Annotated in this window: 23 protein-coding genes; 7 read left to right on the forward strand and 16 right to left on the reverse strand. The window is 33.9% G+C overall.

Going from position 1 to position 19,486, the window contains the following annotated elements:
• The first annotated feature begins 77 nt into the window (after positions 1 to 77).
• The 3 genes from LQ617_RS05995 (at position 78) to LQ617_RS06005 (ending at position 2,461) form a co-directional block, all read left to right on the forward strand.
• Entirely contained in the window at positions 78 to 551 is a 474-nt protein-coding gene (locus LQ617_RS05995) for a GNAT family N-acetyltransferase (protein ID WP_232180937.1), read from the forward strand.
• A gap of 168 nt (positions 552 to 719) precedes the next feature.
• Entirely contained in the window at positions 720 to 1,574 is an 855-nt protein-coding gene (locus LQ617_RS06000; protein ID WP_239739940.1) for an ABC transporter permease subunit, read from the forward strand.
• Positions 1,571 to 2,461, forward strand: coding sequence for an ABC transporter permease subunit (locus LQ617_RS06005; protein WP_239739941.1), 891 nt, complete (start codon positions 1,571 to 1,573; stop codon positions 2,459 to 2,461). Before LQ617_RS06000 ends, LQ617_RS06005 begins: the two co-directional genes overlap by 4 nt.
• A 32-nt stretch (positions 2,462 to 2,493) precedes the next feature.
• On the opposite strand, the gene LQ617_RS06010 is transcribed toward LQ617_RS06005, so the two are convergent.
• From LQ617_RS06010 to LQ617_RS06030, 5 genes are all read right to left on the reverse strand, one after another.
• Positions 2,494 to 2,832, reverse strand: coding sequence for a hypothetical protein (locus LQ617_RS06010; protein ID WP_204253141.1), 339 nt, complete (start codon positions 2,830 to 2,832; stop codon positions 2,494 to 2,496).
• Between the two features lie 269 nt (positions 2,833 to 3,101).
• Positions 3,102 to 3,332, reverse strand: a complete 231-nt coding sequence (gene relB / locus LQ617_RS06015; protein ID WP_239705684.1) for a type II toxin-antitoxin system RelB family antitoxin — start codon at positions 3,330 to 3,332, stop codon at positions 3,102 to 3,104.
• A 90-nt stretch (positions 3,333 to 3,422) separates the two neighbouring features.
• Entirely contained in the window at positions 3,423 to 3,689 is a 267-nt protein-coding gene (locus tag LQ617_RS06020; protein WP_239739942.1) for a Txe/YoeB family addiction module toxin, read from the reverse strand.
• Positions 3,682 to 3,936 carry a type II toxin-antitoxin system Phd/YefM family antitoxin gene (locus LQ617_RS06025; protein WP_204253138.1) on the reverse strand — a complete coding sequence of 85 codons (255 nt, stop codon included), beginning with the start codon at positions 3,934 to 3,936 and terminating at the stop codon, positions 3,682 to 3,684. The genes LQ617_RS06020 and LQ617_RS06025 overlap by 8 nt, the downstream gene beginning before the upstream one ends.
• A gap of 158 nt (positions 3,937 to 4,094) precedes the next feature.
• Positions 4,095 to 5,726 (reverse strand): ribulokinase, encoded by a 1,632-nt coding sequence (locus LQ617_RS06030; protein ID WP_204253137.1) that lies wholly within the window; start codon positions 5,724 to 5,726, stop codon positions 4,095 to 4,097.
• A 161-nt stretch (positions 5,727 to 5,887) separates the two neighbouring features.
• Here LQ617_RS06030 and LQ617_RS06035 point away from each other — a divergent pair, with 161 nt between their 5' ends.
• The 3 genes from LQ617_RS06035 to LQ617_RS06045 all read left to right on the forward strand — a co-directional run bounded on the left by LQ617_RS06035 (position 5,888) and on the right by LQ617_RS06045 (position 9,046).
• Positions 5,888 to 6,958, forward strand: coding sequence for an alcohol dehydrogenase catalytic domain-containing protein (locus tag LQ617_RS06035; protein ID WP_239739943.1), 1,071 nt, complete (start codon positions 5,888 to 5,890; stop codon positions 6,956 to 6,958).
• A gap of 26 nt (positions 6,959 to 6,984) precedes the next feature.
• Entirely contained in the window at positions 6,985 to 8,220 is a 1,236-nt protein-coding gene (locus LQ617_RS06040) for an MFS transporter (protein ID WP_481816973.1), read from the forward strand.
• A 64-nt stretch (positions 8,221 to 8,284) separates the two neighbouring features.
• On the forward strand, positions 8,285 to 9,046 hold the full coding sequence (locus LQ617_RS06045) for a DeoR/GlpR family DNA-binding transcription regulator (protein WP_204253134.1): 762 nt from the start codon (positions 8,285 to 8,287) through the stop codon (positions 9,044 to 9,046).
• A gap of 327 nt (positions 9,047 to 9,373) precedes the next feature.
• Here the strand turns inward: LQ617_RS06045 and LQ617_RS06050 are convergent, their stop codons facing one another.
• The 7 genes from LQ617_RS06050 to LQ617_RS06080 all read right to left on the reverse strand — a co-directional run bounded on the left by LQ617_RS06050 (position 9,374) and on the right by LQ617_RS06080 (position 15,622).
• Positions 9,374 to 10,003, reverse strand: coding sequence for an ABC transporter ATP-binding protein (locus LQ617_RS06050; RefSeq protein ID WP_239739945.1), 630 nt, complete (start codon positions 10,001 to 10,003; stop codon positions 9,374 to 9,376).
• Positions 9,996 to 10,763, reverse strand: coding sequence for an ATP-binding cassette domain-containing protein (locus tag LQ617_RS06055; protein ID WP_239739986.1), 768 nt, complete (start codon positions 10,761 to 10,763; stop codon positions 9,996 to 9,998). The genes LQ617_RS06050 and LQ617_RS06055 overlap by 8 nt, the downstream gene beginning before the upstream one ends.
• Complete coding sequence (locus LQ617_RS06060; protein WP_481816970.1) at positions 10,730 to 11,497, reverse strand: ABC transporter permease; 768 nt, start codon at positions 11,495 to 11,497, stop codon at positions 10,730 to 10,732. The genes LQ617_RS06055 and LQ617_RS06060 overlap by 34 nt, the downstream gene beginning before the upstream one ends.
• A complete protein-coding gene (locus LQ617_RS06065) occupies positions 11,494 to 12,444 on the reverse strand; it encodes an ABC transporter permease (protein ID WP_239739988.1) in 951 nt (316 codons plus the stop codon). The genes LQ617_RS06060 and LQ617_RS06065 overlap by 4 nt, the downstream gene beginning before the upstream one ends.
• Positions 12,444 to 14,000: an ABC transporter substrate-binding protein gene (locus LQ617_RS06070; protein ID WP_239739946.1), complete on the reverse strand. Its 1,557-nt coding sequence runs from the start codon at positions 13,998 to 14,000 to the stop codon at positions 12,444 to 12,446. The genes LQ617_RS06065 and LQ617_RS06070 overlap by 1 nt, the downstream gene beginning before the upstream one ends.
• Positions 14,000 to 14,689 (reverse strand): class I SAM-dependent methyltransferase, encoded by a 690-nt coding sequence (locus LQ617_RS06075; protein ID WP_239739947.1) that lies wholly within the window; start codon positions 14,687 to 14,689, stop codon positions 14,000 to 14,002. The genes LQ617_RS06070 and LQ617_RS06075 overlap by 1 nt, the downstream gene beginning before the upstream one ends.
• Positions 14,690 to 15,268: 579 nt before the next feature.
• Complete coding sequence (locus LQ617_RS06080; protein ID WP_239739948.1) at positions 15,269 to 15,622, reverse strand: winged helix-turn-helix transcriptional regulator; 354 nt, start codon at positions 15,620 to 15,622, stop codon at positions 15,269 to 15,271.
• A 49-nt stretch (positions 15,623 to 15,671) separates the two neighbouring features.
• Here LQ617_RS06080 and LQ617_RS06085 point away from each other — a divergent pair, with 49 nt between their 5' ends.
• On the forward strand, positions 15,672 to 16,637 hold the full coding sequence (locus LQ617_RS06085; protein WP_239739949.1) for an alcohol dehydrogenase catalytic domain-containing protein: 966 nt from the start codon (positions 15,672 to 15,674) through the stop codon (positions 16,635 to 16,637).
• Between the two features lie 117 nt (positions 16,638 to 16,754).
• Here the strand turns inward: LQ617_RS06085 and LQ617_RS06090 are convergent, their stop codons facing one another.
• The 4 genes from LQ617_RS06090 to LQ617_RS06105 all read right to left on the reverse strand — a co-directional run bounded on the left by LQ617_RS06090 (position 16,755) and on the right by LQ617_RS06105 (position 19,485).
• Positions 16,755 to 17,096, reverse strand: a complete 342-nt coding sequence (locus LQ617_RS06090) for a DoxX family protein (RefSeq protein WP_239739950.1) — start codon at positions 17,094 to 17,096, stop codon at positions 16,755 to 16,757.
• 45 nt (positions 17,097 to 17,141) lie between these two features.
• Positions 17,142 to 17,888, reverse strand: a complete 747-nt coding sequence (locus LQ617_RS06095; protein WP_239739951.1) for an SDR family NAD(P)-dependent oxidoreductase — start codon at positions 17,886 to 17,888, stop codon at positions 17,142 to 17,144.
• A gap of 90 nt (positions 17,889 to 17,978) precedes the next feature.
• A complete protein-coding gene (locus LQ617_RS06100) occupies positions 17,979 to 18,398 on the reverse strand; it encodes a MarR family winged helix-turn-helix transcriptional regulator (protein WP_239739952.1) in 420 nt (139 codons plus the stop codon).
• 391 nt (positions 18,399 to 18,789) lie between these two features.
• Entirely contained in the window at positions 18,790 to 19,485 is a 696-nt protein-coding gene (locus tag LQ617_RS06105) for a type 1 glutamine amidotransferase domain-containing protein (protein ID WP_239739954.1), read from the reverse strand.
• Position 19,486 lies beyond the last annotated feature (1 nt).

Genomic DNA, 19,486 nt, shown 5'->3' on the forward strand with positions numbered 1-19,486 from the left:
TATAATAAGTCCTAATATTATTTCAAATAAATTAACCTAACATAATCTAGATTAAGCCCAAACAAAGGAGTTCTTTTATGATTATTCGAGAGATGAAACAAGAAGATAACGCAAAAGTAAAAGAAATTATACAAGATTCATTAGAATCACTCGGTCTTGCGATTCCTGGTTCAGCTTATTATGATCCTCAACTTAATGATCTTCACCAATATTATGCTAATTTAAACCATGCGAACTATTGGGTAGCTGAAATTGACGGAGAAATTGTTGGTGGCGTTGGGATAGCACCGTTTAACGAACATGATAAAATTTGCGAATTACAAAAGTTATATTTAATTCCAAAAGCACAAGGACTAGGACTTTCTAAGAAACTTATGGAAACCGCTCTATCCTTTGCCTTTGAACATTATGAACAATGTTATTTAGAAACAATGCATGAATTAAAAGCAGCATGTATCCTATATGAGAAATTTGGATTTACACTGTTAAACGAACCACTCCCAGGTTCTGACCACTCAGCTATGGATGCGTGGTATATAAAGTCAAAATAGGATTAGTAAAAGCCATGACAAATTACGTCGTGGCTTTTATTTTACTTCCCAGCAACAATACTTTCTATACACCCTTGTAAATACCTTCAAAAATATGTAAATTAAATATAAGTATCATTTTACACTAGAAGTAATACATATTATCTTTAGAAAGTAGGTAAATACCTTATGAGAAAATTATTCAATTTCATCATGACGATTTTTGCATTCTTATTATTAGCGTGTTTGCCTGCTTTATTTGATGATCAACGTTTTAGTTTCTTGAACTATCTTAATGCCTTGAAGTCGACGTTTTTATACATATTTCATCCTCAAGATATTATATTTACAAATAAAATATCACATGTTGAACGTAGTTTATTTCCGTTCTTTATTGAACCTTGGATAAATACTATTGTGATTTTGTTTGCTGCGCTATTGTTAGCTTTTATCGTATCTTTATTATTTACATACTTTTTATATGTTAATGACCATATAAAAAAATGGTATTTAAAAATTAATACAGTTCTATCTATTATTCCGGATATTTTTTATATACCTTTTTCTATTTCATTGGTGATATTATTTTATCGATATACAGATATTCTATTGTTTAATGTAGCGAATAGTTCCGAAGATAAAGCTTTAATATTCCCTATTTTGGTGCTATCGATTATACCTTTAGTGAGTAGCGTGACATTTTTAAGTAGTATTCTAGATGATGTATCTCGTGCAGATTATATTGAGTTTTCTAGAGCGAAGGGTTTATCAAATGTAGAGTTATATTTTAAACACATATTAAGGAATTTGTTTGCATCATATTTAATCAATTTTAAACATATTATCTGGATCACTCTTTCAAGTTTATTACTTTTGGAAAGAATCTTTAACATGCACGGTTTGTCATCATTTATATTTGATTATGGCTCTCCAGAAGTATTATTTGTCACGTTTGTATTGATTTATGTACCTGTATCTCTCGCCATATTTATGAGTCATAAAGTATTATTTGCCTTCACTGGCGTACGGGGAGGGTTATCATGAAGAAATTTTATATACTATTAACGTTACTTATCTTACCCGCGCTAGTTGGTGTAATTTATTTTGATTTACTAAACATCACGCCTAAACCTATGAATTTTCTATACAATTCTAATGGGGATATTATGAAAAGCTCGCCATTTGCACCTAGCTTTAAAGCATTGTTTGGTGTGGATGCCGCTTCTAAAAACATGTTATTTGAAGTATTATCTGGGTATCGTATCACTTTACTGATTATCATCGTCATATCAAGTTTATCGGTTCTTTGTTCAGTTGTTATTGGAACTTATTTAGCATTTAATCGCAAGACAACAAGTATTTACAGTGTCTTTTCTAATGCTTTATTTTATATTCCTCAATCTATATTGGCGTATATCTTATTGCAACCTTTACTATATGAAACAATAGATGGCTTTACGACTACTATGCAATTTAGAATGATTTACAATATCATTATTCTGACAATCTTAATGACACCGACAACAACTATGCTGATAAAAGAATCAACCCAATATATATTAAATCAAGATTATATCGAAGCTGCATATACCATTAGTCCTAACGATAAGCATATATTTATCAAACATGTATTACCTAACATACAAACTCAATATTTGATCATATTTTTGAGAATATGTTTTCAAACCTTGCTAGTTATGACACACCTAGCCTTCTTCAAAATATTCTTCGGAGGTACGAAGGTTTGCTATGGACCCGCATGTGAAATTATAGAACGACCAAGCATCAATGACTTAAGCAGTTTATTAGGCTTTCACTCAAATGAGCTAACAACAAACTGGTGGACATTCTACGCACCATTAGTTGGCATATTATATATATTTATCATTATTAATTTGATGTCGAATGAATTGAAAATAGAACAAAAATAAAGTGACAACCAAGAAATATATTAAAGTAAATATTACTCATAAGAATTTAGTATTTCTTGACTTTTTTCTAAGAACATTTCAGAAACAATAAATGATTTTAGAATAGAAATTATGTTTCTTCTTTTAAAAATAGGATTAATTTTTAAAGCTTTTTGTTCGAAAGCAAGATTATTACCGTTATAGTTTTTTACTAATGCAGAGAATTCTCTTAAATCTTTTTTAGATAAATCAAACATAACCACAGTCTCATGGATTGTAGGTTCTTTCATATCCTCTGCATGTAGTAATCCAATAAGTGTTAATAAGCTAGTGTTGTGAAATTTTAACTTTTCAATTTCATCTAGTAATATTTTGTATTCATTACTTTCCAATAAAATCGCTCCTTTAAAGTAAATAAGATCCATAACTCAAACTATAATTTTATCATGAGTTTATGTTACTAATATTATATTTCAGCTTCAACTTTATGGAAGGAATGATTCATTTCGATATTTGTTATTATAGCAATCCCATACTCATAAGAAATTTCAATAATACCATCTAGTTTGATGTCGCAGGAATTGAAGATGGTGAAAAATAAACCTAAGTAATTTAATATGGAATGATAAGAAAGAGAATTTACATGAGATGATGCTACTATTTATAATCCTAATATTTTATCTACTTCTTCAACTGAATAAGTAGTGTCATCTTTTTCATAAGCTTTCATCGCTTTGTTATATAGTTCGATATCCATTTCATGTTGAATCTTTTCTATAGCAGACTGTCTTAATAATTCTGAAGTTGTGACACCATGTATTTTTGAAAAATACTCTATTAATTCTTTCTCTTCAGTACTCACTTGTACTGTAATTGTCTGAGTCATTGCCATATGAATCATCTCCTTTATTTTAAATTTTAGCATGCGATTTATAATTCTAAAATATTGAAAAAAAGACTCTAAAATAAACTAGAGTCTTTTTTAATAATAATATCTACATCCTATAATGATAACGTGATTTTCTTTAACCATATAAACAAGTCTGTGTTCATGATTAATACGTCTACTACAGTAGCCTTGTAAATTGCCTTTTAGTGGTTCAGGTTTACCTTCTCCTTCTAATAGGCCATCGCGCTGAATACTTTTTATTAGCCTGTTAATCTTCTTTAATAACTTTTTATCTTGTTCTAGCCAATACTCATAATCTTCAAAAGCGGTAGGCGTAAATGTAATATTTCGTTTACTCATAGGATTCTATATCTATCTCAACTGTATTATTTCTTTCCGCTTCTTCAATAGATTTTGCCAAGTGTTTAGCATTAGCAGGTGATTGTTGTAAATACAGCGTCTCCATAATTGAATTATAATCATCTTCACCCATTAAAACAGCATTACTTTCATTAGTAGTAATCGTTACAGTATCACTATCATTATTTACTTTATCGATCAATTTCCTAAAATTTTTACGAGCGTTTGAATAACTTATTACAGTCATACTAAAACCTCCTTTAACACATTAATTGTACCATATGTTGTACAATTACCCAAGCTAGAAAACTGATTTGGAGTCTTCGTGCGATACGACCTGATTTGACCCCTTAGCGCACGATATCTTTCAGTCTTCGTGCACCCATGACCAACCTCAACTCTACTTTATTCAGCCAAAGCTAAGACTGACTTCATGATTCTTGCTTTTTTATAGCCGTGTATGTCATGTAGTTCTTTATATGCATTAAAGAGTGTTTCATAGTTCTCCACTTTATTTGTTGTTGGTTCTATTTCGTATAGTACTGGTTCTTTCATTGCTTGTGCCGCTTCTTTTACAGTTTGATAAGCGCCTCCTGCTACTGCGCCTAATATTGCTGCGCCTATTGCTGGGGCGTACTCACTATCTATAACGGTTACTTTCTTATTGAGTACATTTGCGTATATTTCCATAAGCAATTTATTACGTTTCGGTATACCGCCACATGCAAATACGTCTTCAACGTGCATACCCCAATCTTCATATTGTTTCATAATCATCTTTGTACCATATGCTGTTGCTTCAAGATATGCACGGTAAATATCTTCATATTTCGTGTGTAATGTCAGTCCAAATATACTACCTCTTAAACTACTATCACTTAGTACACTTCTATTGCCGTTATGCCAATCTAAAGCAATTAATCCACTTTCACCTGGCATTTTATGACTTGATTTTTCTTCTAACAATTGATGAATGGAAATCCCCTTCTCATCCGCTTCTTCACAGTACGCTTTTGGTGCTTGATTAACTGTAAATTCGAATAAATCTCCAACTGCTGATTGCCCTGCTTCATATGCATATAGTTCAGGAATAATGGCACCTTTTACTGATCCAGATATACCTGGTACTTTTTTCTGCTCATTACTTAACATTAAATGACATGTACTTGTACCCATCACCATCGTCATTTGCCCTTCTCTTTCTGAACCAATGCCTAATAAACTAGAATGTGCATCAATGATAAATGGGCTCACTTGTGTTTGTTTTGACAAGCCTAATTTAGACGCCATCTCTGGTGATATGTAACCTGCAGATTCACCAATATTAATGACAGGTGCTTCTAACTTTTCTGATACGACATTGGATAATGAAGCATCAACTTTATCGAATAAATCATAATGAAAACCATTTTCTTCTTCCCAAAATGATTTAAAACCTAGTCCACAGTTAGATCTAATGTTCTGATTGGTTAATTTATTTACAATCCAGTCACCTGCATCCATAATGGCATACGTTTCTTTGATGACTTCGGGTGCCTTATTCATAACTTCCATTATTTTTGGAATCATCCATTCACTACTTACGTTATATCCATAGTTTCCTAACCAACGTTGTTTTTGATTAATAGCTGTATCATATAGTAATTTAGCTTCTTCTTCTGCACCGTGATGTTTCCATAGCTTTACATATGCATGCGGATTATTTTCAAATCCTGATTTAGTATGGATTGGATCCATATTTTCATCAACAAATACAACAGTAGATGACGTAAAATCAATGCCTAGTCCAACGATATCATCGGGGTTAATCTTAGCATCATCAATGACATAAGGAATACCTTCTTCTAATACTTCTAAATAGTCATTACCATTTTGTAATGAAAAACCATGAGGTAACTTTTGATCATATAAATATTCATCAATCGTGCCATGTGTATATGTTTTTATAAATTGAGAAATAATTTTTCCGTTTTCTGTTTGAACGAGAAAGACCCTACCTGAACCCGTTCCATAATCTATCCCTATACTGTAAGTCATTTATATAACCTCCTAATTGAAAGCACTTACTCATTATAATAAGCATAAATGAACACAAAATCAATAAAAATGAACAAATATTGTTGACATCCTTGTATAAACGAGTATATTATACCCATATAAACACAAATGAACTTTATATATCGGAGGAATGAGCACAAATGAACAAAGAGATAATTTCACGCGCTTATAGACTAACAGAGCCTGGCGTCTTTCAAGAAGCAAATATTAAACATGATTATGGAGAGAATGATGTCATTATCAAACCTATTAAAGCAAGTGTATGTCATGCAGATTTAAGATATTACACAGGAAATCGTCGTCCAGAAGCTTTAAAGAAAAAATTACCTATGGCTTTATTCCACGAAGGTATTGGAATCGTTGAAGATTCTAATCATGAACATATTAAAGCAGGCGATAAAGTTGTCATCGTACCTAATATACCATCTAGATTACAAAAAGGTGATTTTGAAGAAACAGAATTACAAGATAACTACGATGAGAACGCCGTATTTATGGGGAGTGGCTATGATGGTATTTGCCAAAGTCAATTAGTGATTCATGGTGATAACGTCGTAAAAGTACCTGAAGATTTAGACGAAGATGTCGCACTCTTGGCAGAACTTTGTTCCGTTTCACTATTTCCTATTAACCAGTTGAAACAAATCACTACTGAAGGATCACCAAAAGTAGCTGTATTTGGAGATGGTCCTGTAGGTTATTTAGCCGCAACTGCATTACATTTTATTCACGGAATAGAGAAAGAGAACTTAATTGTATTTGGAGCTGTCGAAGAAAAATTAAATGAATTCAGCACTTTCGCGACAACTCACCTCGTCTTCGATTATGATTTCAAAAATGCTTCAGGTATACACACTGTCTTTGAATGTACAGGTGGTAAATTCTCTGAATCAGCTATTAACCAAGCAATTGATTTAATAGATAGACAAGGAAATCTTATCTTAATGGGTGTGACTGAAGAATTAGTACCTATTAACACAAGAGACATTTTAGAAAAAGGCTTAACGTTATCAGGAAGTTCACGTAGTACAAAAAGAGAATTTGAACAATTAATTTCTTATTTCGAGAACAAAGATTATCAAGAAGCATTACGTAAATTAATTCCTGAAAATTACTACGATATTAAAGAAATAAAAGATTTAAATCAAGCAATGAATGATGCAGCAGCGCATAAGGGATGGAAAAAGACTTACTTAAAATATAATTGGTAAACAATCAAATAAGGGGATGATGAATGATGAATACAAATCAAACTGTATTAGGTATGCCTAGAAAAATCGTATGGGGTTATATTGGGATACTTATCTTCATGATGGGTGACGGGTTAGAAATTGGATGGCTAAGTCCATGGTTACATGAACAAGGCTTTTCTATTAGAGAAACGAGTATTCTCTTTGCAAGTTATGGTGTAACAATCGCCATTTCAAGTTGGTTTAGTGGTGTTCTTGCTGAATCACTTGGTGGTAAGAAGACGATGGCACTCGGTTTATTCTTATATATATTAGGAACGATATTCTTTGTTGGCTTTGCGATACCTTCTGAGAACTTAGCATTGATGATGCCAGCATATGCTTTAAGAGGATTCGGTTATCCTTTATTTGCATATTCATTCTTAGTTTGGATTTCTTACAGAGCTGAACAAAAACAATTAGGATCAGCAGTAGGATGGTTCTGGTTTGTCTTCACAGGTGGATTAAATGTGTTAGGTGCAGTTTATTCTATATTTGCTATCGAAGTATTAGGTCATATTAACACATTATGGAGTTCATTATTCTGGGTACTTTTAGGTGGTGTGTTTGCATTATTCGTAAACCGAGATACATTACCAACGAATAAAGGTAACTCTAAAGAAAAGCTCGCTGAAATATTTAAAGGTATTACCATTATGAAAGATGAACCTAAAGTACTATTAGGGGGTATTGTGCGCATTATCAACACAACTGCACAATTTGCATTCCCAGTATTTTTACCAATATACTTAGCATCATTTGGTATTCCAACATCAAAATGGTTAGGTGTTTGGTCTGCGATCTTTATTTCAAACATTGCCTTTAACCTCATCTTCGGTATCGTCGGAGATAAAATCGGTTGGCGCAACACGATTATGCTATTTGGTGGTGTTGGTTGTGGTATTACAACATTACTTATCGGATACATTCCATTATGGACGGATGGTAATTTAGTCCTCCTTACAATAGTCGGTATTATTTGGGGTGCTTTATTAGCTGCTTATGTACCACTTTCAGCATTAGTACCTTCACTCGTAACAAAAGACAAAGGTGCAGCACTTGCCGTATTAAATTTAGGTGCAGGGTTACCTGTATTTATTGGACCAATGATTGTAAACTTATTTATCGATATTGTTGATGCAAGAGGTGTCATTTGGATCCTTGCCATACTATATTTCATGAGCTCAATTCTTACTTACTTTATTAAGTTGCCAAATAACACGTTACAAGAGCCTGAAGTATAAAAAAGAGACATCAATACTTTAAATTTTGATATAATAGAATAAATATCATGATGGAGATGTTTCTATGTTACCTGCAGAACGTGAACAAAATATTATTAATTATTTAAAACAGCATAAAAAAGCAACCGTACATGAATTATCTGTTGCATTTGACGTTCATGATGCAACAATTCGTAGAGATTTGAAAAATTTAGAACAGTTTAACCATATAAAGAGAACGCATGGTGGCGTCGTACTAATAAGCAATGAAGTCGTAGATGAATTAGACTTTGACGATAGAGAATCTAGTCATAAAGCTCAAAAAGAAGCAATTGGTAAAAAAGCAGTTGAATTTGTAGAAGATCGAGATACGATTATTATCGATTCCGGATCCACAACATTGCAATTCGCTAAACATTTAGTCGATAAATCAGATTTAACCATTATCACAAATGATATCCATATCGCTTCAATCTTAAATTCATCTCAGAACAAGATTATCGTGACTGGTGGCATCTTGTATAAAAACAACTATATATTAAACGGCCAAATTACTAATCAAACATTAGCTGGCCTTAATCCAGCCAAGTTATTTTTAGGAACACCAGCCGTACACGCAGAACGAGGCGTAACACATTATAGTTCTGAACTATCACCAGCTAAAGAACTGATGGTTTCACAAGCTAAAGAAGTTTACTTATTAGCCGATAGTTCTAAATTCGACAAAGTATCCTTACACAATATCTGCCCTATTTCAGATATTGATGTCATCATTACAGATGATACAAACAACAACTACGATCTAGAAAAATATAAAGAAAAAGTAGGAAAAATGGTTATTACTTAAGTATATTAAAAGCCGAGACGACGGACGTCTCGGCTTTTGTCTGTATTGAGGGTTGAGGGGCGCACGATATCTCGCAGTCTTCGTGCGATACGGCCCTTTTTGACCCCTTAGCGCACGATATCTCGCAGTCTTCGTGCGATACAGCCCTATTTGACCCCTAACTGCACGATATCTCTCAGTCTTCGTGCGATACTGCCCTATTTTACCCCATAACGCACGATATCTCTCAGTCTTCGTGCGATACAGCCTGATTTGACCCCTAACTGCACGATATCTCTCAGTCTTCGTGCGCCCATACCTATCTTATAACATCTACTTAAGAATCATCTATTCTCCATCTATCTTCAGTTCCATACCTTCAAAGGAATTCAGTACATATGGATCGTGAGATATGATGATAAGTTGTACTTGTTCTAATGTCTTTAACATTTGGATAATGGTTTCTTCACTCATAACGTCTAAGTTCGTTGTTGCTTCGTCTAATATGAGTATTTTCGGTTCTACGATTAAAGCTTTTGCTATCCATACTCGCTGGAATTGCCCGCCACTTAATGTACTCATGCGCTGCTTCAAAATACTTTTAGGTAGTAAACATTGCTCTAGTACGGTTTCAATTTTATGCCCATAACCCTCTTTATCAACACGATAATTTCTCAGTGGCTCTCTTAAAATATATTCAACTGTCTTACGTGGATTTAATGTATCTCGTTGATATTGTGGTACATATTGAATCGTCTTCATCCACTGTTTAAGAGGTATGCTTTCTTGCGGTTGATGATTAAACTTGATTGAACCTGTATAGTTTGAATCTAATCCTGCTATCATTTTAGCGAGCGTTGATTTCCCGCTTCCGCTCTTCCCACTAATCAATAAATTCTGATTTTCAATAGTAAGCGACAAACCATTTATTATATGCCGATGATTAATCGTTTTAGTTAAGTTCTCTATTTCAAGCATACGCTTCTCTCCTACGTGCGATAGACATTAACTTTCTCGCATACTCATGCTTCGGATGATTTAACACCGTTTCTTTATCGCCACTCTCAATGATATGACCATCCTTCATAATACTAATATGTGTCGCATATGCTTTTACTAAATTAATATCATGAGTCACAAAGATGACTGTCATTTCGTTTTGGCGATACATATCGCCTAAATATTGCATTAAGTTGTGACAGTTTTCTTTGTCTAGTGCCGTTGTAGGTTCATCAAGTATTAAACACTTCGGACGTCTTATAAGTGCCATAATAAACGCTACTCGTTGTGCCATACCACCACTCAGTTCGAACGGATAACAATTCCATAACGCCTCACCATTTTCTAAACCAAATACTTTCATCATCTTTAGAATTTCTTCGTACTGTTCTTCAGCTGATAATTTAGACTGACTAGCCTCAAATAAATATTTAAACTGTTTCGCCAAAGTTATATTTTGAAACATGTTACTGTGCACATCTTGGAATACTGCATCCGTCTTATTTAAATCAATATCAATATTTCCCAGGTAATGAAGTTTACGATGTTTCATATTTAATATCGTCCTTGTCAGCACTGATTTGCCACTACCACTCTCACCAATTATGCAATGAAAATCACCTTGATTAACCGATAGTGAAATAGATTGAATTAACGGATGATCTCCGTCAAAAATACTCACATCTTGAACATTTAAAATGTGTTTTATTGAGTTATTTTTTTGTTCAACATTTGAAATAATAATGCATAACCTCCTATCAACATACCTGGGAAGAAGAATAGCCACGGTGCACTGTTAAAATAACCTTTGCCATCAAATAATATCGTTCCAAGTTCTGGTATAGGTGGCTTAATGCCTAAACCAAGAAACGCTAAACCTGAAATACTTAAAATAATTTTACCGATATCTGCTGTTATCAAAGCTAATATATTACCCATTAAATGTTGCATTGTATGAGTAATGGTCGTTTGTACGGTTGAATTACCACTTAACACAGCATAAGAAATAAACGGACGCTTTTGAATGTCACGTGTTAAATTTCTAAAGTAACGTAAATAGCGCCCTACCCATGCGATGGTTAACGCCAATATAAGACCCACTGTTGAATTGCTAATTAAACTTAAAACAACTAGCGCGATAATAAAACTAGGAATCGCTAAAATCATATCTGCGATAAACATGAGTGCTTTATCCATCCACTTTCTCTCGATACCAGCAATCATACCAAGTGTTAATCCAATACTTACACTTATAATCATCACAACTGCTGATAAAGATAACGTAACACCAGACCCTAGTATTAACCTATTTAAGAGATCTCTACCTAGTTGATCAGTACCTAAGAAATGTTTAAGGCTAGGTGATTGTAGTGGTGCATCCGTTTCACTGCCATGCATTTGAACATAAATACCGCATAACAACAGAACACCTACTGCTAGACTAACCGCTATTATTAATCGTTTATTCATCATAATGAACGCCTCTTTTCACGAGACATTACGCGCTGCATATGTAATCTCGGTTCACTTTTCAAAATAATTAAATCTCCCCAATAGTTAATCAACATAATAAAGACCATAATGATCACAACAATACCTTGAATTAATGGATAATCACGTTGATTAATGGCGGTAATCAGCAACTTGCCGATGCCTGACATACTAAATATCACTTCTAATATAACGGCTTTACCGATTAAGTGAATCATACTATTCACTGATATCGTCATTAATGGCGCAAATATTTCTTTTATTTGTATATAAATACGAGCACGTAACTTCACTTTTCTTAATACTGTAAGTTGGTATGCATCACTTTCTAACGTTTGTTCAATGAGATGTGCTGTCATTAATAACACATGACACCCTTCAATTATGACGATTGTTATAATCGGTAATAAGAAATGTTGCCAAGAATCACTGCCTACAAATGGTACTAATCGCCAACGTACACCTGCATAATAAATGAGTAAGATCGCTATCCAATACTCGGGCATGGACGTCATAACTTGAGCAAATCCACGAATTACTCGAGCATATTTTGTTTCTGCATGTGATCCGATAATATAGCCAATAGAATAGCCAAACAATAATAATATACATGCTGATACAGATATTAATACCAATGTTGGACTTAATGACGCTAAGATGACATCTGTAACAGGTTCATTCGAACTAAATGTATATCCGAGATGGCCTGTTAGTGCATGACCAAGCCAGTCTATATATCTCAAGAATATGTTTTGTCCTAGTCCTAATTTATGCTCCGCTAATTCAATGTTCTCTTGTGTAATTGTCGTGTAACCATGTCGTTGTAAATAAAGTATGGCCGGATTACCCGCTGTCTTCTCAACTAACACATAGATGATAAACGAACTGATTACTAAATAAGATAGTAATTTAAGAGTTCGCTTTATGATCATTGTTCATTCACTTTCAGCGATTTATAGTCAACTGGTGCATCTGTTAAACCTGTGAATTTAAACGATTTAACTTTATCACTTACGACAAATGTTTCATTTGGATAAGCAATCGGCACACCAAAGTATTGTTGATTAAAATGTTTAAAGATATCATCAAATGCACGTTGTTGTTCATCTCTTGAAATCTTCGTTGTATAATCATCTAATTGTTTTGTTAAAGTATCATCGTTTGCTAACACACCAGACTTACCGTCAACATTTTCGAATACTGAACTCATAAAGTTATACGGCATTAATGCATCTGAATAAGTTCTATAGAAGATTAAGTCATAATCTTTTTTCGTCCATAATGTATCGTAATAAGTTTGTGCATCTAACGTTTTAATATTTACTTTAATGCCGGCTTTCTTCAAATCTTGTTGTACTTGTTCAGACTTATCTTTCCAGTTCGGGAACTCTGCCGTTTGGATAACTAAATTCAATGATAAGACTTTGCCGTCTTTTTCAAACATGCCGTCACTATTTTTAATATATCCTTCATCTTTTAATAACTTTTCAGCAGATTTAACATCGTATTCATGTGTTTGTTGATTATCATCATTTACAAATTGAACATTTTTCTGGAATATACCTTTCATTTCTTTATCAGATAAAGCTTTCGTATTAATGCTTTTGCTGATTGCTTCACGTATCGCACGTTCTTTCAATACTTTATGATTCGGGTTAAATGCCATAAAGTGACTGACAGTACTCGGTTTATCTTCAATCGTTAATGATTTATTCTTTTTATCTTCTTTAATTTGTTGGTCTGTCAGCATACCTAAAGCACCGCCTGATATATCTACAGTGCCACTTTGAACTGCTGAATTTCTAGAATCGCCATCTTCAATTGTTTGAAAGGCTAAATTGTATTTAACAGGATGTTCATTGTTGAAATGTTTATTAGGTTTCAATGTTGTCTTTTCTTTACCATTCTTATCAACGACAAATGCACCTGTACCAATTGCTTCTTTAAACTTACCGTCGACTTTTTCACCTTCAACGGCATGTGGACTCATCATGCGTAATGGACGTACTTGCGTTAATTCGTTCAATACTTGGTTAGATGGTGACTTTAATTTAATTTGAACGGTATGGTCATCTTTCACCACGACTTGATCTAATTTCTTTAATGTTTCAACTGTCGAATCTTTATTGATTGCTTTTGCACGTTCGATTGAGAACTTCACTGCTTCAGCATTAAAAGGAGAACCATCTGAAAATTTAATATCCTTCTTCAAATGAAATTCATAAATTTTACCTTCATTATCTACTTCCCATTTTTCAGCTAATCCTGCTGTTACGCCTTTATCTTTGTCATACTTTACTAAAGGTTCATAAACTGCACTGTAAACAGGCATTGCTGCTTCATATCCTTGTGCATCTAACTTATCTGCCTTCGCTTCTGTTGGTAGTGATAACGTCACTAGCTTACTATCTTTCTGTTCATTAGAACATCCCGCTAATGTCAGTAAAGCACTTGCTGACAATACCATTAATAACCGCTTCTTCATTACTTCGTGCCTTCTTTCAATGTTGCTTTTACTAAAAATGATTCATGGAATAATGTTTGTAAATAATCATTTGGTGATAAATAAAAGTCATCATAATGTGTTAAATCAATCACATTAGGAACAGGTTCCTTAATAACAGCCACTTCAAATCCTTCAGCTACAAAGCTATCTACTATATGTTTTAAAGAATGATTTTGAGACGGTGTCGCACCATATTTATTTATCACGTCTTCCATAAATTGCTGACTTGGATTGTTTGTTAAATCTGAGAATGTCGCATAATAGACGCCATTCGGTTTAAGTACAGCTTTCAAATCACGTGCATGTTGAGGTATGTCCTCAATTAAATAAAGTACAGATGTACTAATTGCAGTGTCATATGTTCTGTTTGTGTCTTGAGGTTTATCTGTTAACACATATTCTAATGGGCGATCGCCTTTTAATTCTTTCGCTTTCTCAAGTGATAACTTTGCTAAATCCATTCCTACACCAAATTCAAATGGAACGGTGTCATATAATCTACGTAGAAAGCCACCTTGATTACATCCGAAATCTAATATCGTCTTACCTCTAACATCAGATTCATCCATCAATTGAATCGTTCTATCCCATCCATCAACATGATCATTTGCCATGTCATCATCTGTTTCTTGTCCCTTCTGCCACCATACATCGTATTCTTTCACCATTTATATTCCCTCAACTTCCTAAATCGTAATATTTACGTTTTATATGTTATATCATGTATTTAAGAAAAGCAATAAGAATTTTGTGGAGGTATGGAGTGGAAGTAGTACGTTAAAATACACAAATAAATCCAGATACAAAAAAGCCGAGACATGTTGAATGTCTCAGCTTTTTTAGTAGTATAAGCGCACGATATCTTTGGAGTCTTCGTGCGATATGGCCTGATTTGACCCCTTAACGCACGATATCTCTCAGTCTTCGTGCGATACGGCCTGATTTTACCCCTTAGCGCACGATATCTCGCAGTCTTCGTGCGATACGGCCTGATTTGACCCCTTAGCGCACGATATCTCTCAGTCTTCGTGCGATACGGCCTGATTTGACCCCTTAGCGCACGATATTTTCATTTCTTCGTGCGACACAGCCTGATTTTACCCCTTAGCGCACGATATCTCGTAGTCTTCGTGCACAAAGGTCTCCCGTTTCTATCTCACTTTTTAAATCTTACTAAAATGTATCCACGCACAAAAAGGTAAGTACTTGTTTATTTATAGTTATCATATAAAATTTAAATTATCGTGTTACTGATTTTTATAACTTTCTCCCCAATTAGCCATTTCATTAATAATTGGTTTTAAACTTTCGCCAATAGAACTTAATGAATATTCTACCTTTGGTGGATTTTCGTTATAATCTTTTCTAATAATGATTTTGTCTTGTTCCATCTGTTTCAAATTATCAGTTAGTACTTTATACGAAATACCATCTAATAGCCGATATAATTCATTATATCGTTTCGGTTCATTTAGTATTTCTCTTATAATTAGAAGTTTCCATTTGTTCCCGATCAAATCAATCGTTGTTTTAACTGGGCAATCTGGTAAATCTCTATTTGCGAGCATATTATCACCTAAATTTTCTTTAATGTTATACATTATATCAAATACAAAATTGTAATTCTATTTATCACTGAGGAGGTATCTTATGAAAGCCATTATTGTGAATAAACCAGGAAATTCAGACGTCTTAGAATATTGTGACGTACCTAAACCTAACCTTAAAAAAGGTTGGTCCCTTATAAAAATTAAAGGTTTCGGAATCAACCACTCTGAAATTTTTACGAGACAAGGCCATTCACCATCTGTTAAATTCCCTAGAATACTAGGAATAGAGTGTGTAGGCATCATAGAAGAAACAACTGAACCAGATAGATTACCTATCGGACAAAAAGTCGTATCTATTATGGGAGAAATGGGAAGAGATTTCGATGGCAGCTATGCAGAATATGTTTTATTACCAAACCAGCAAATATACCCAATCCAAACAAATTTAAAATGGGAAATTCTCGCATCACTACCAGAAACATATTATACAGCCTATGGTTCTTTTTTATCACTTGATGTTAATAAAGATGACTCTATTCTAGTAAGAGGTGCAACAAGTGGTGTAGGTATAGCTTTTACGAACATTGTTAAAAGTTTATATCCAAATATTAAAATAGTCGGGACAACAAGAAATTTAAATAAACGAGCGCAATTAATCAACAAAGGATATACAGATGTCATTATTGATAACGATGGTACATTAGAAACCACACAAACATTTTCAAAAATAATAGATCTCATTGGACCAAAATCAATTAAAAATTCAATTATTCATTTGAAAAAGCAAGGTATTGTTTGTAGCGTTGGACAGTTAGGAAACGCTTGGTATCTTGATGAATTCGACCCCATCATGGAATTACGAGATTTTAAAAAACTCACTTCATTTTATTCTGGAGATGTTGATGAAGCATTGTTGAATGAAATCATAACAATGGTAGAAGACAATCGTATTCAAGACGTTAAACCTGATAAGATTTTTAAGTTAGATGAAATACAACAAGCACATGCGTATTTAGAAAACAAAGACCATAGCTTAGGAAAAGTAGTGGTCATGAATGAACTATAAAACAAATAACGCAAGATATAATAATAGCTGAGACACGTTGAATGTCTCAGCTTATTTTGTGTTTAAGCACACCATATCTTTCAGTCTTCGTACTCGAATATATCTTAATTTCACTTATTAAAGATTTAAGAATATCACTAGCACACTTATTACACATAATACGATTGCTGGTACGGATTTTTTGAATGGATCTTTTGCGATAAATATTAATGTCAGTGCTGCGATTAACATTGTTCCACCTAATAATATTCCTGCTAAAACAGCAATGATTGGTACCCATATGCCGACGATCATACCTATTGCTCCTATAATTTCAAAGCTTCCTGTTAAGATATTAAAAAACGATGGGAAACCAAATCGTTTAAACTCATCTGCCATTTTGCCTGATGCGATTTTAGTACCTGTCATTATGAAAAATCCACCTAATAATATTTGAAGTATTACAGTTATGATACTCATTTTCTTATTCACTCTTTTCTATATTTATTTTTTGAAGTTTAATGTTTAATTCATTTCCATGCCACCTGAAACGGGTATGTAACTGCCTGTTACAAATTCACTTTGATCACTTGCTAGGAACAAAGCGACTTGTGCGACATCATCTGGCTGTGCGATTCTTCCTAGTGGTGTGAACATTGCTGTTTGCTCTTTGTCTTCTTGTGGTGTATCTTTCGTTAAATCTGTATCGACCATTCCTGGTCCTATCGCATTAGCTTTAATATTTTGACCACCATATTCTTGGGCAATATATCTTACAAATGCATTAAGTGCAGATTTTGCAGTTCCGTGCGCAATAAAGCCAGGCAACGGTTGATTGCTTAATGAACTTGAAATATAAATTAACTTTCCGTTACCGTGTTCTTGCATAATCGGTAATACGGCTTTAGTTGAAACAAAAGCTGCTTTCATTTCTTCTTCAATCTTAGGGATAAATTCATCCCATTCCATATTCTCGAAAGGTTTAAAAGTAAAATGAATGGCTGCATTATTCACTAATATATCCACTTTGCCATATTGTTTCACTGTTTGATTCACTAAATCTTCCATTTGCTCTTTATTCCTCACATCTGCTTGAACAGCAATAGCCTGGCCACCGTTATCTTGAATCGTACGTACAACTTCTTCAGCCGCTTCTTTATTCTGAGCAAAGTTTACAACTACCTTCGCACCTTGTTTAGCAAATAATTTGGCAGTAGAAGCACCCATACCTCTACTTGAACCTGTAATAATCGCTACTTTATCGTTTAACATCGTCTAAATATCCTCCTTAAATAAATACATGCTATAGCATGTATTATGCCTTTAAAATATCTATTCCTTATAAATCATAAGAAATAGATATTAATATGTCGTATCATAAAGCTTATCTAATAATCTTTTAAGCTCTAAAGTTTCTTCTGAGGTTAAGTTACTTGTAACAAAATTATGGGCATCTGTAACAATTGGAAGTAACGTCTGTTTCAACTCTTCACCCTTTTGCGACAACATGATGTCATGAGCACGTCTATCATCTTTATTGAAAGTCTTCTTAACAATACCCTTTCTTTCCATTGACTGAATCATTCTCACAACTGTCGTTTGGTTTTTATGAATCGCTTTTGCTAAGTCTTTTTGAGTCGTCGACTTATTAGGAGAAAGAATGCTCATAATACTCCATTGTTCAGGCGTCACACCATACGTCTTTAACCTCTTCGTAAAGTAATTTGTCATTTTGACATCATTACGGTGAATCAAATAACCTATTAAATCATGTAAATTCATGTACCACCTCTAAAAATATATGCCATAGCATGTATTTTAAATAGATATATAACATTTGTCAAAATTTCAGTTTTAGATTTAATGTATGCTCTGTAAAATAATAAAAGCTGAGACACGTTGAATGTCTCAGCTAATTTAGTAGTATAAGCGCACGATATCTTTGGAGTCTTCGTGCGATACGGCCTGATTTCACCCCTAACTGCACGATATCTCTCAGTCTTCGTGCGATACGGCCTGATTTTACCCCTTAACGCACGATATCTCGCAGTCTTCGTGCGATACGGCCTGATTTTACCCCTTAGCGCACAATATCTCGTAGTCTTCGTGCGCTTTTGCCACTGCACCATGGTCAACAACTACACGCTCTTACACTAACCTCAGTCTTCCTTTTCTACTTTCCTTCTTCACTCAATATGCTAGCAACGGCTTGTGCGACTTGCTTTGGTGATTGTGGATTTTGTCCTGTAACGAGTCTATTGTCTACTTGTACATATGGTCTGAATGGTACTTTTGCTTTACTGTATTTGGCATCTCGGATTTTAAGTTCACTTTCTAACATAAACGGAACTAGACGCTTACGATTGGCTAATATTTCTTCTGCATTTGAAAATCCTGTAATCTGTTTACGATCGATAAAGTACCTGCCGTTTTCATCTTTCACATTCAATAATGCTGCGATGCCATGACACACTGCTGCGACAACGCCACCGTGACGATATACTTCATTAACAGCATCTTGAATATACGTATTATCTGGAAAATCAAACATCACACCATGCCCACCGGTAAAGTAAATGACATCATATGTTTCAGGATTTGCTTCACTTATAGATGGACTGTTTTTAAGCTTCTTCATAAAAGAATGATCGTTATAATAAGACTTTGTTAGATTATCTAACATTAGTGGATTAAGACTTACCGGATCAATAGGTGTTTCACCACCGTTTATATTAAATAAATCGATTTGATAATCCTCTGTATTAAAATAATCATAAAAATGAACGAGTTCACCTAGCCACAGTCCTGTTGGTTTACGTGTTCCTTCATAATATTCTGCACTTGTATTAACTATCATGATTTTCTTCATA

Source organism: Mammaliicoccus sp. P-M59, from assembly GCF_022386135.1.
Lineage (GTDB): Bacteria > Bacillota > Bacilli > Staphylococcales > Staphylococcaceae > Mammaliicoccus > Mammaliicoccus sciuri_A.

Bases quoted from the DNA above. Each gene is read 5' to 3' on its own strand.
- LQ617_RS06045 (WP_204253134.1), top strand. From the start codon at position 8,285: ATGTTACCTGCAGAACGTGAACAAAATATTATTAATTATTTAAAACAG.
- LQ617_RS06085 (WP_239739949.1), top strand. From the start codon at position 15,672: ATGAAAGCCATTATTGTGAATAAACCAGGAAATTCAGACGTCTTAGAA.
- LQ617_RS06005 (WP_239739941.1), top strand. From the start codon at position 1,571: ATGAAGAAATTTTATATACTATTAACGTTACTTATCTTACCCGCGCTA.
- LQ617_RS06060 (WP_481816970.1), bottom strand. From the start codon at position 11,497: ATGATGAATAAACGATTAATAATAGCGGTTAGTCTAGCAGTAGGTGTT.
- LQ617_RS06105 (WP_239739954.1), bottom strand. From the start codon at position 19,485: ATGAAGAAAATCATGATAGTTAATACAAGTGCAGAATATTATGAAGGA.
- LQ617_RS06020 (WP_239739942.1), bottom strand. From the start codon at position 3,689: ATGAGTAAACGAAATATTACATTTACGCCTACCGCTTTTGAAGATTAT.
- LQ617_RS06095 (WP_239739951.1), bottom strand. From the start codon at position 17,888: ATGTTAAACGATAAAGTAGCGATTATTACAGGTTCAAGTAGAGGTATG.
- LQ617_RS05995 (WP_232180937.1), top strand. From the start codon at position 78: ATGATTATTCGAGAGATGAAACAAGAAGATAACGCAAAAGTAAAAGAA.
- LQ617_RS06075 (WP_239739947.1), bottom strand. From the start codon at position 14,689: ATGGTGAAAGAATACGATGTATGGTGGCAGAAGGGACAAGAAACAGAT.
- LQ617_RS06035 (WP_239739943.1), top strand. From the start codon at position 5,888: ATGAACAAAGAGATAATTTCACGCGCTTATAGACTAACAGAGCCTGGC.
- LQ617_RS06000 (WP_239739940.1), top strand. From the start codon at position 720: ATGAGAAAATTATTCAATTTCATCATGACGATTTTTGCATTCTTATTA.
- LQ617_RS06100 (WP_239739952.1), bottom strand. From the start codon at position 18,398: ATGAATTTACATGATTTAATAGGTTATTTGATTCACCGTAATGATGTC.
- LQ617_RS06080 (WP_239739948.1), bottom strand. From the start codon at position 15,622: ATGTATAACATTAAAGAAAATTTAGGTGATAATATGCTCGCAAATAGA.
- LQ617_RS06070 (WP_239739946.1), bottom strand. From the start codon at position 14,000: ATGAAGAAGCGGTTATTAATGGTATTGTCAGCAAGTGCTTTACTGACA.
- LQ617_RS06030 (WP_204253137.1), bottom strand. From the start codon at position 5,726: ATGACTTACAGTATAGGGATAGATTATGGAACGGGTTCAGGTAGGGTC.
- LQ617_RS06040 (WP_481816973.1), top strand. From the start codon at position 6,985: ATGAATACAAATCAAACTGTATTAGGTATGCCTAGAAAAATCGTATGG.
- LQ617_RS06090 (WP_239739950.1), bottom strand. From the start codon at position 17,096: ATGAGTATCATAACTGTAATACTTCAAATATTATTAGGTGGATTTTTC.
- relB (WP_239705684.1), bottom strand. From the start codon at position 3,332: ATGGCAATGACTCAGACAATTACAGTACAAGTGAGTACTGAAGAGAAA.
- LQ617_RS06050 (WP_239739945.1), bottom strand. From the start codon at position 10,003: ATGCTTGAAATAGAGAACTTAACTAAAACGATTAATCATCGGCATATA.
- LQ617_RS06025 (WP_204253138.1), bottom strand. From the start codon at position 3,936: ATGACTGTAATAAGTTATTCAAACGCTCGTAAAAATTTTAGGAAATTG.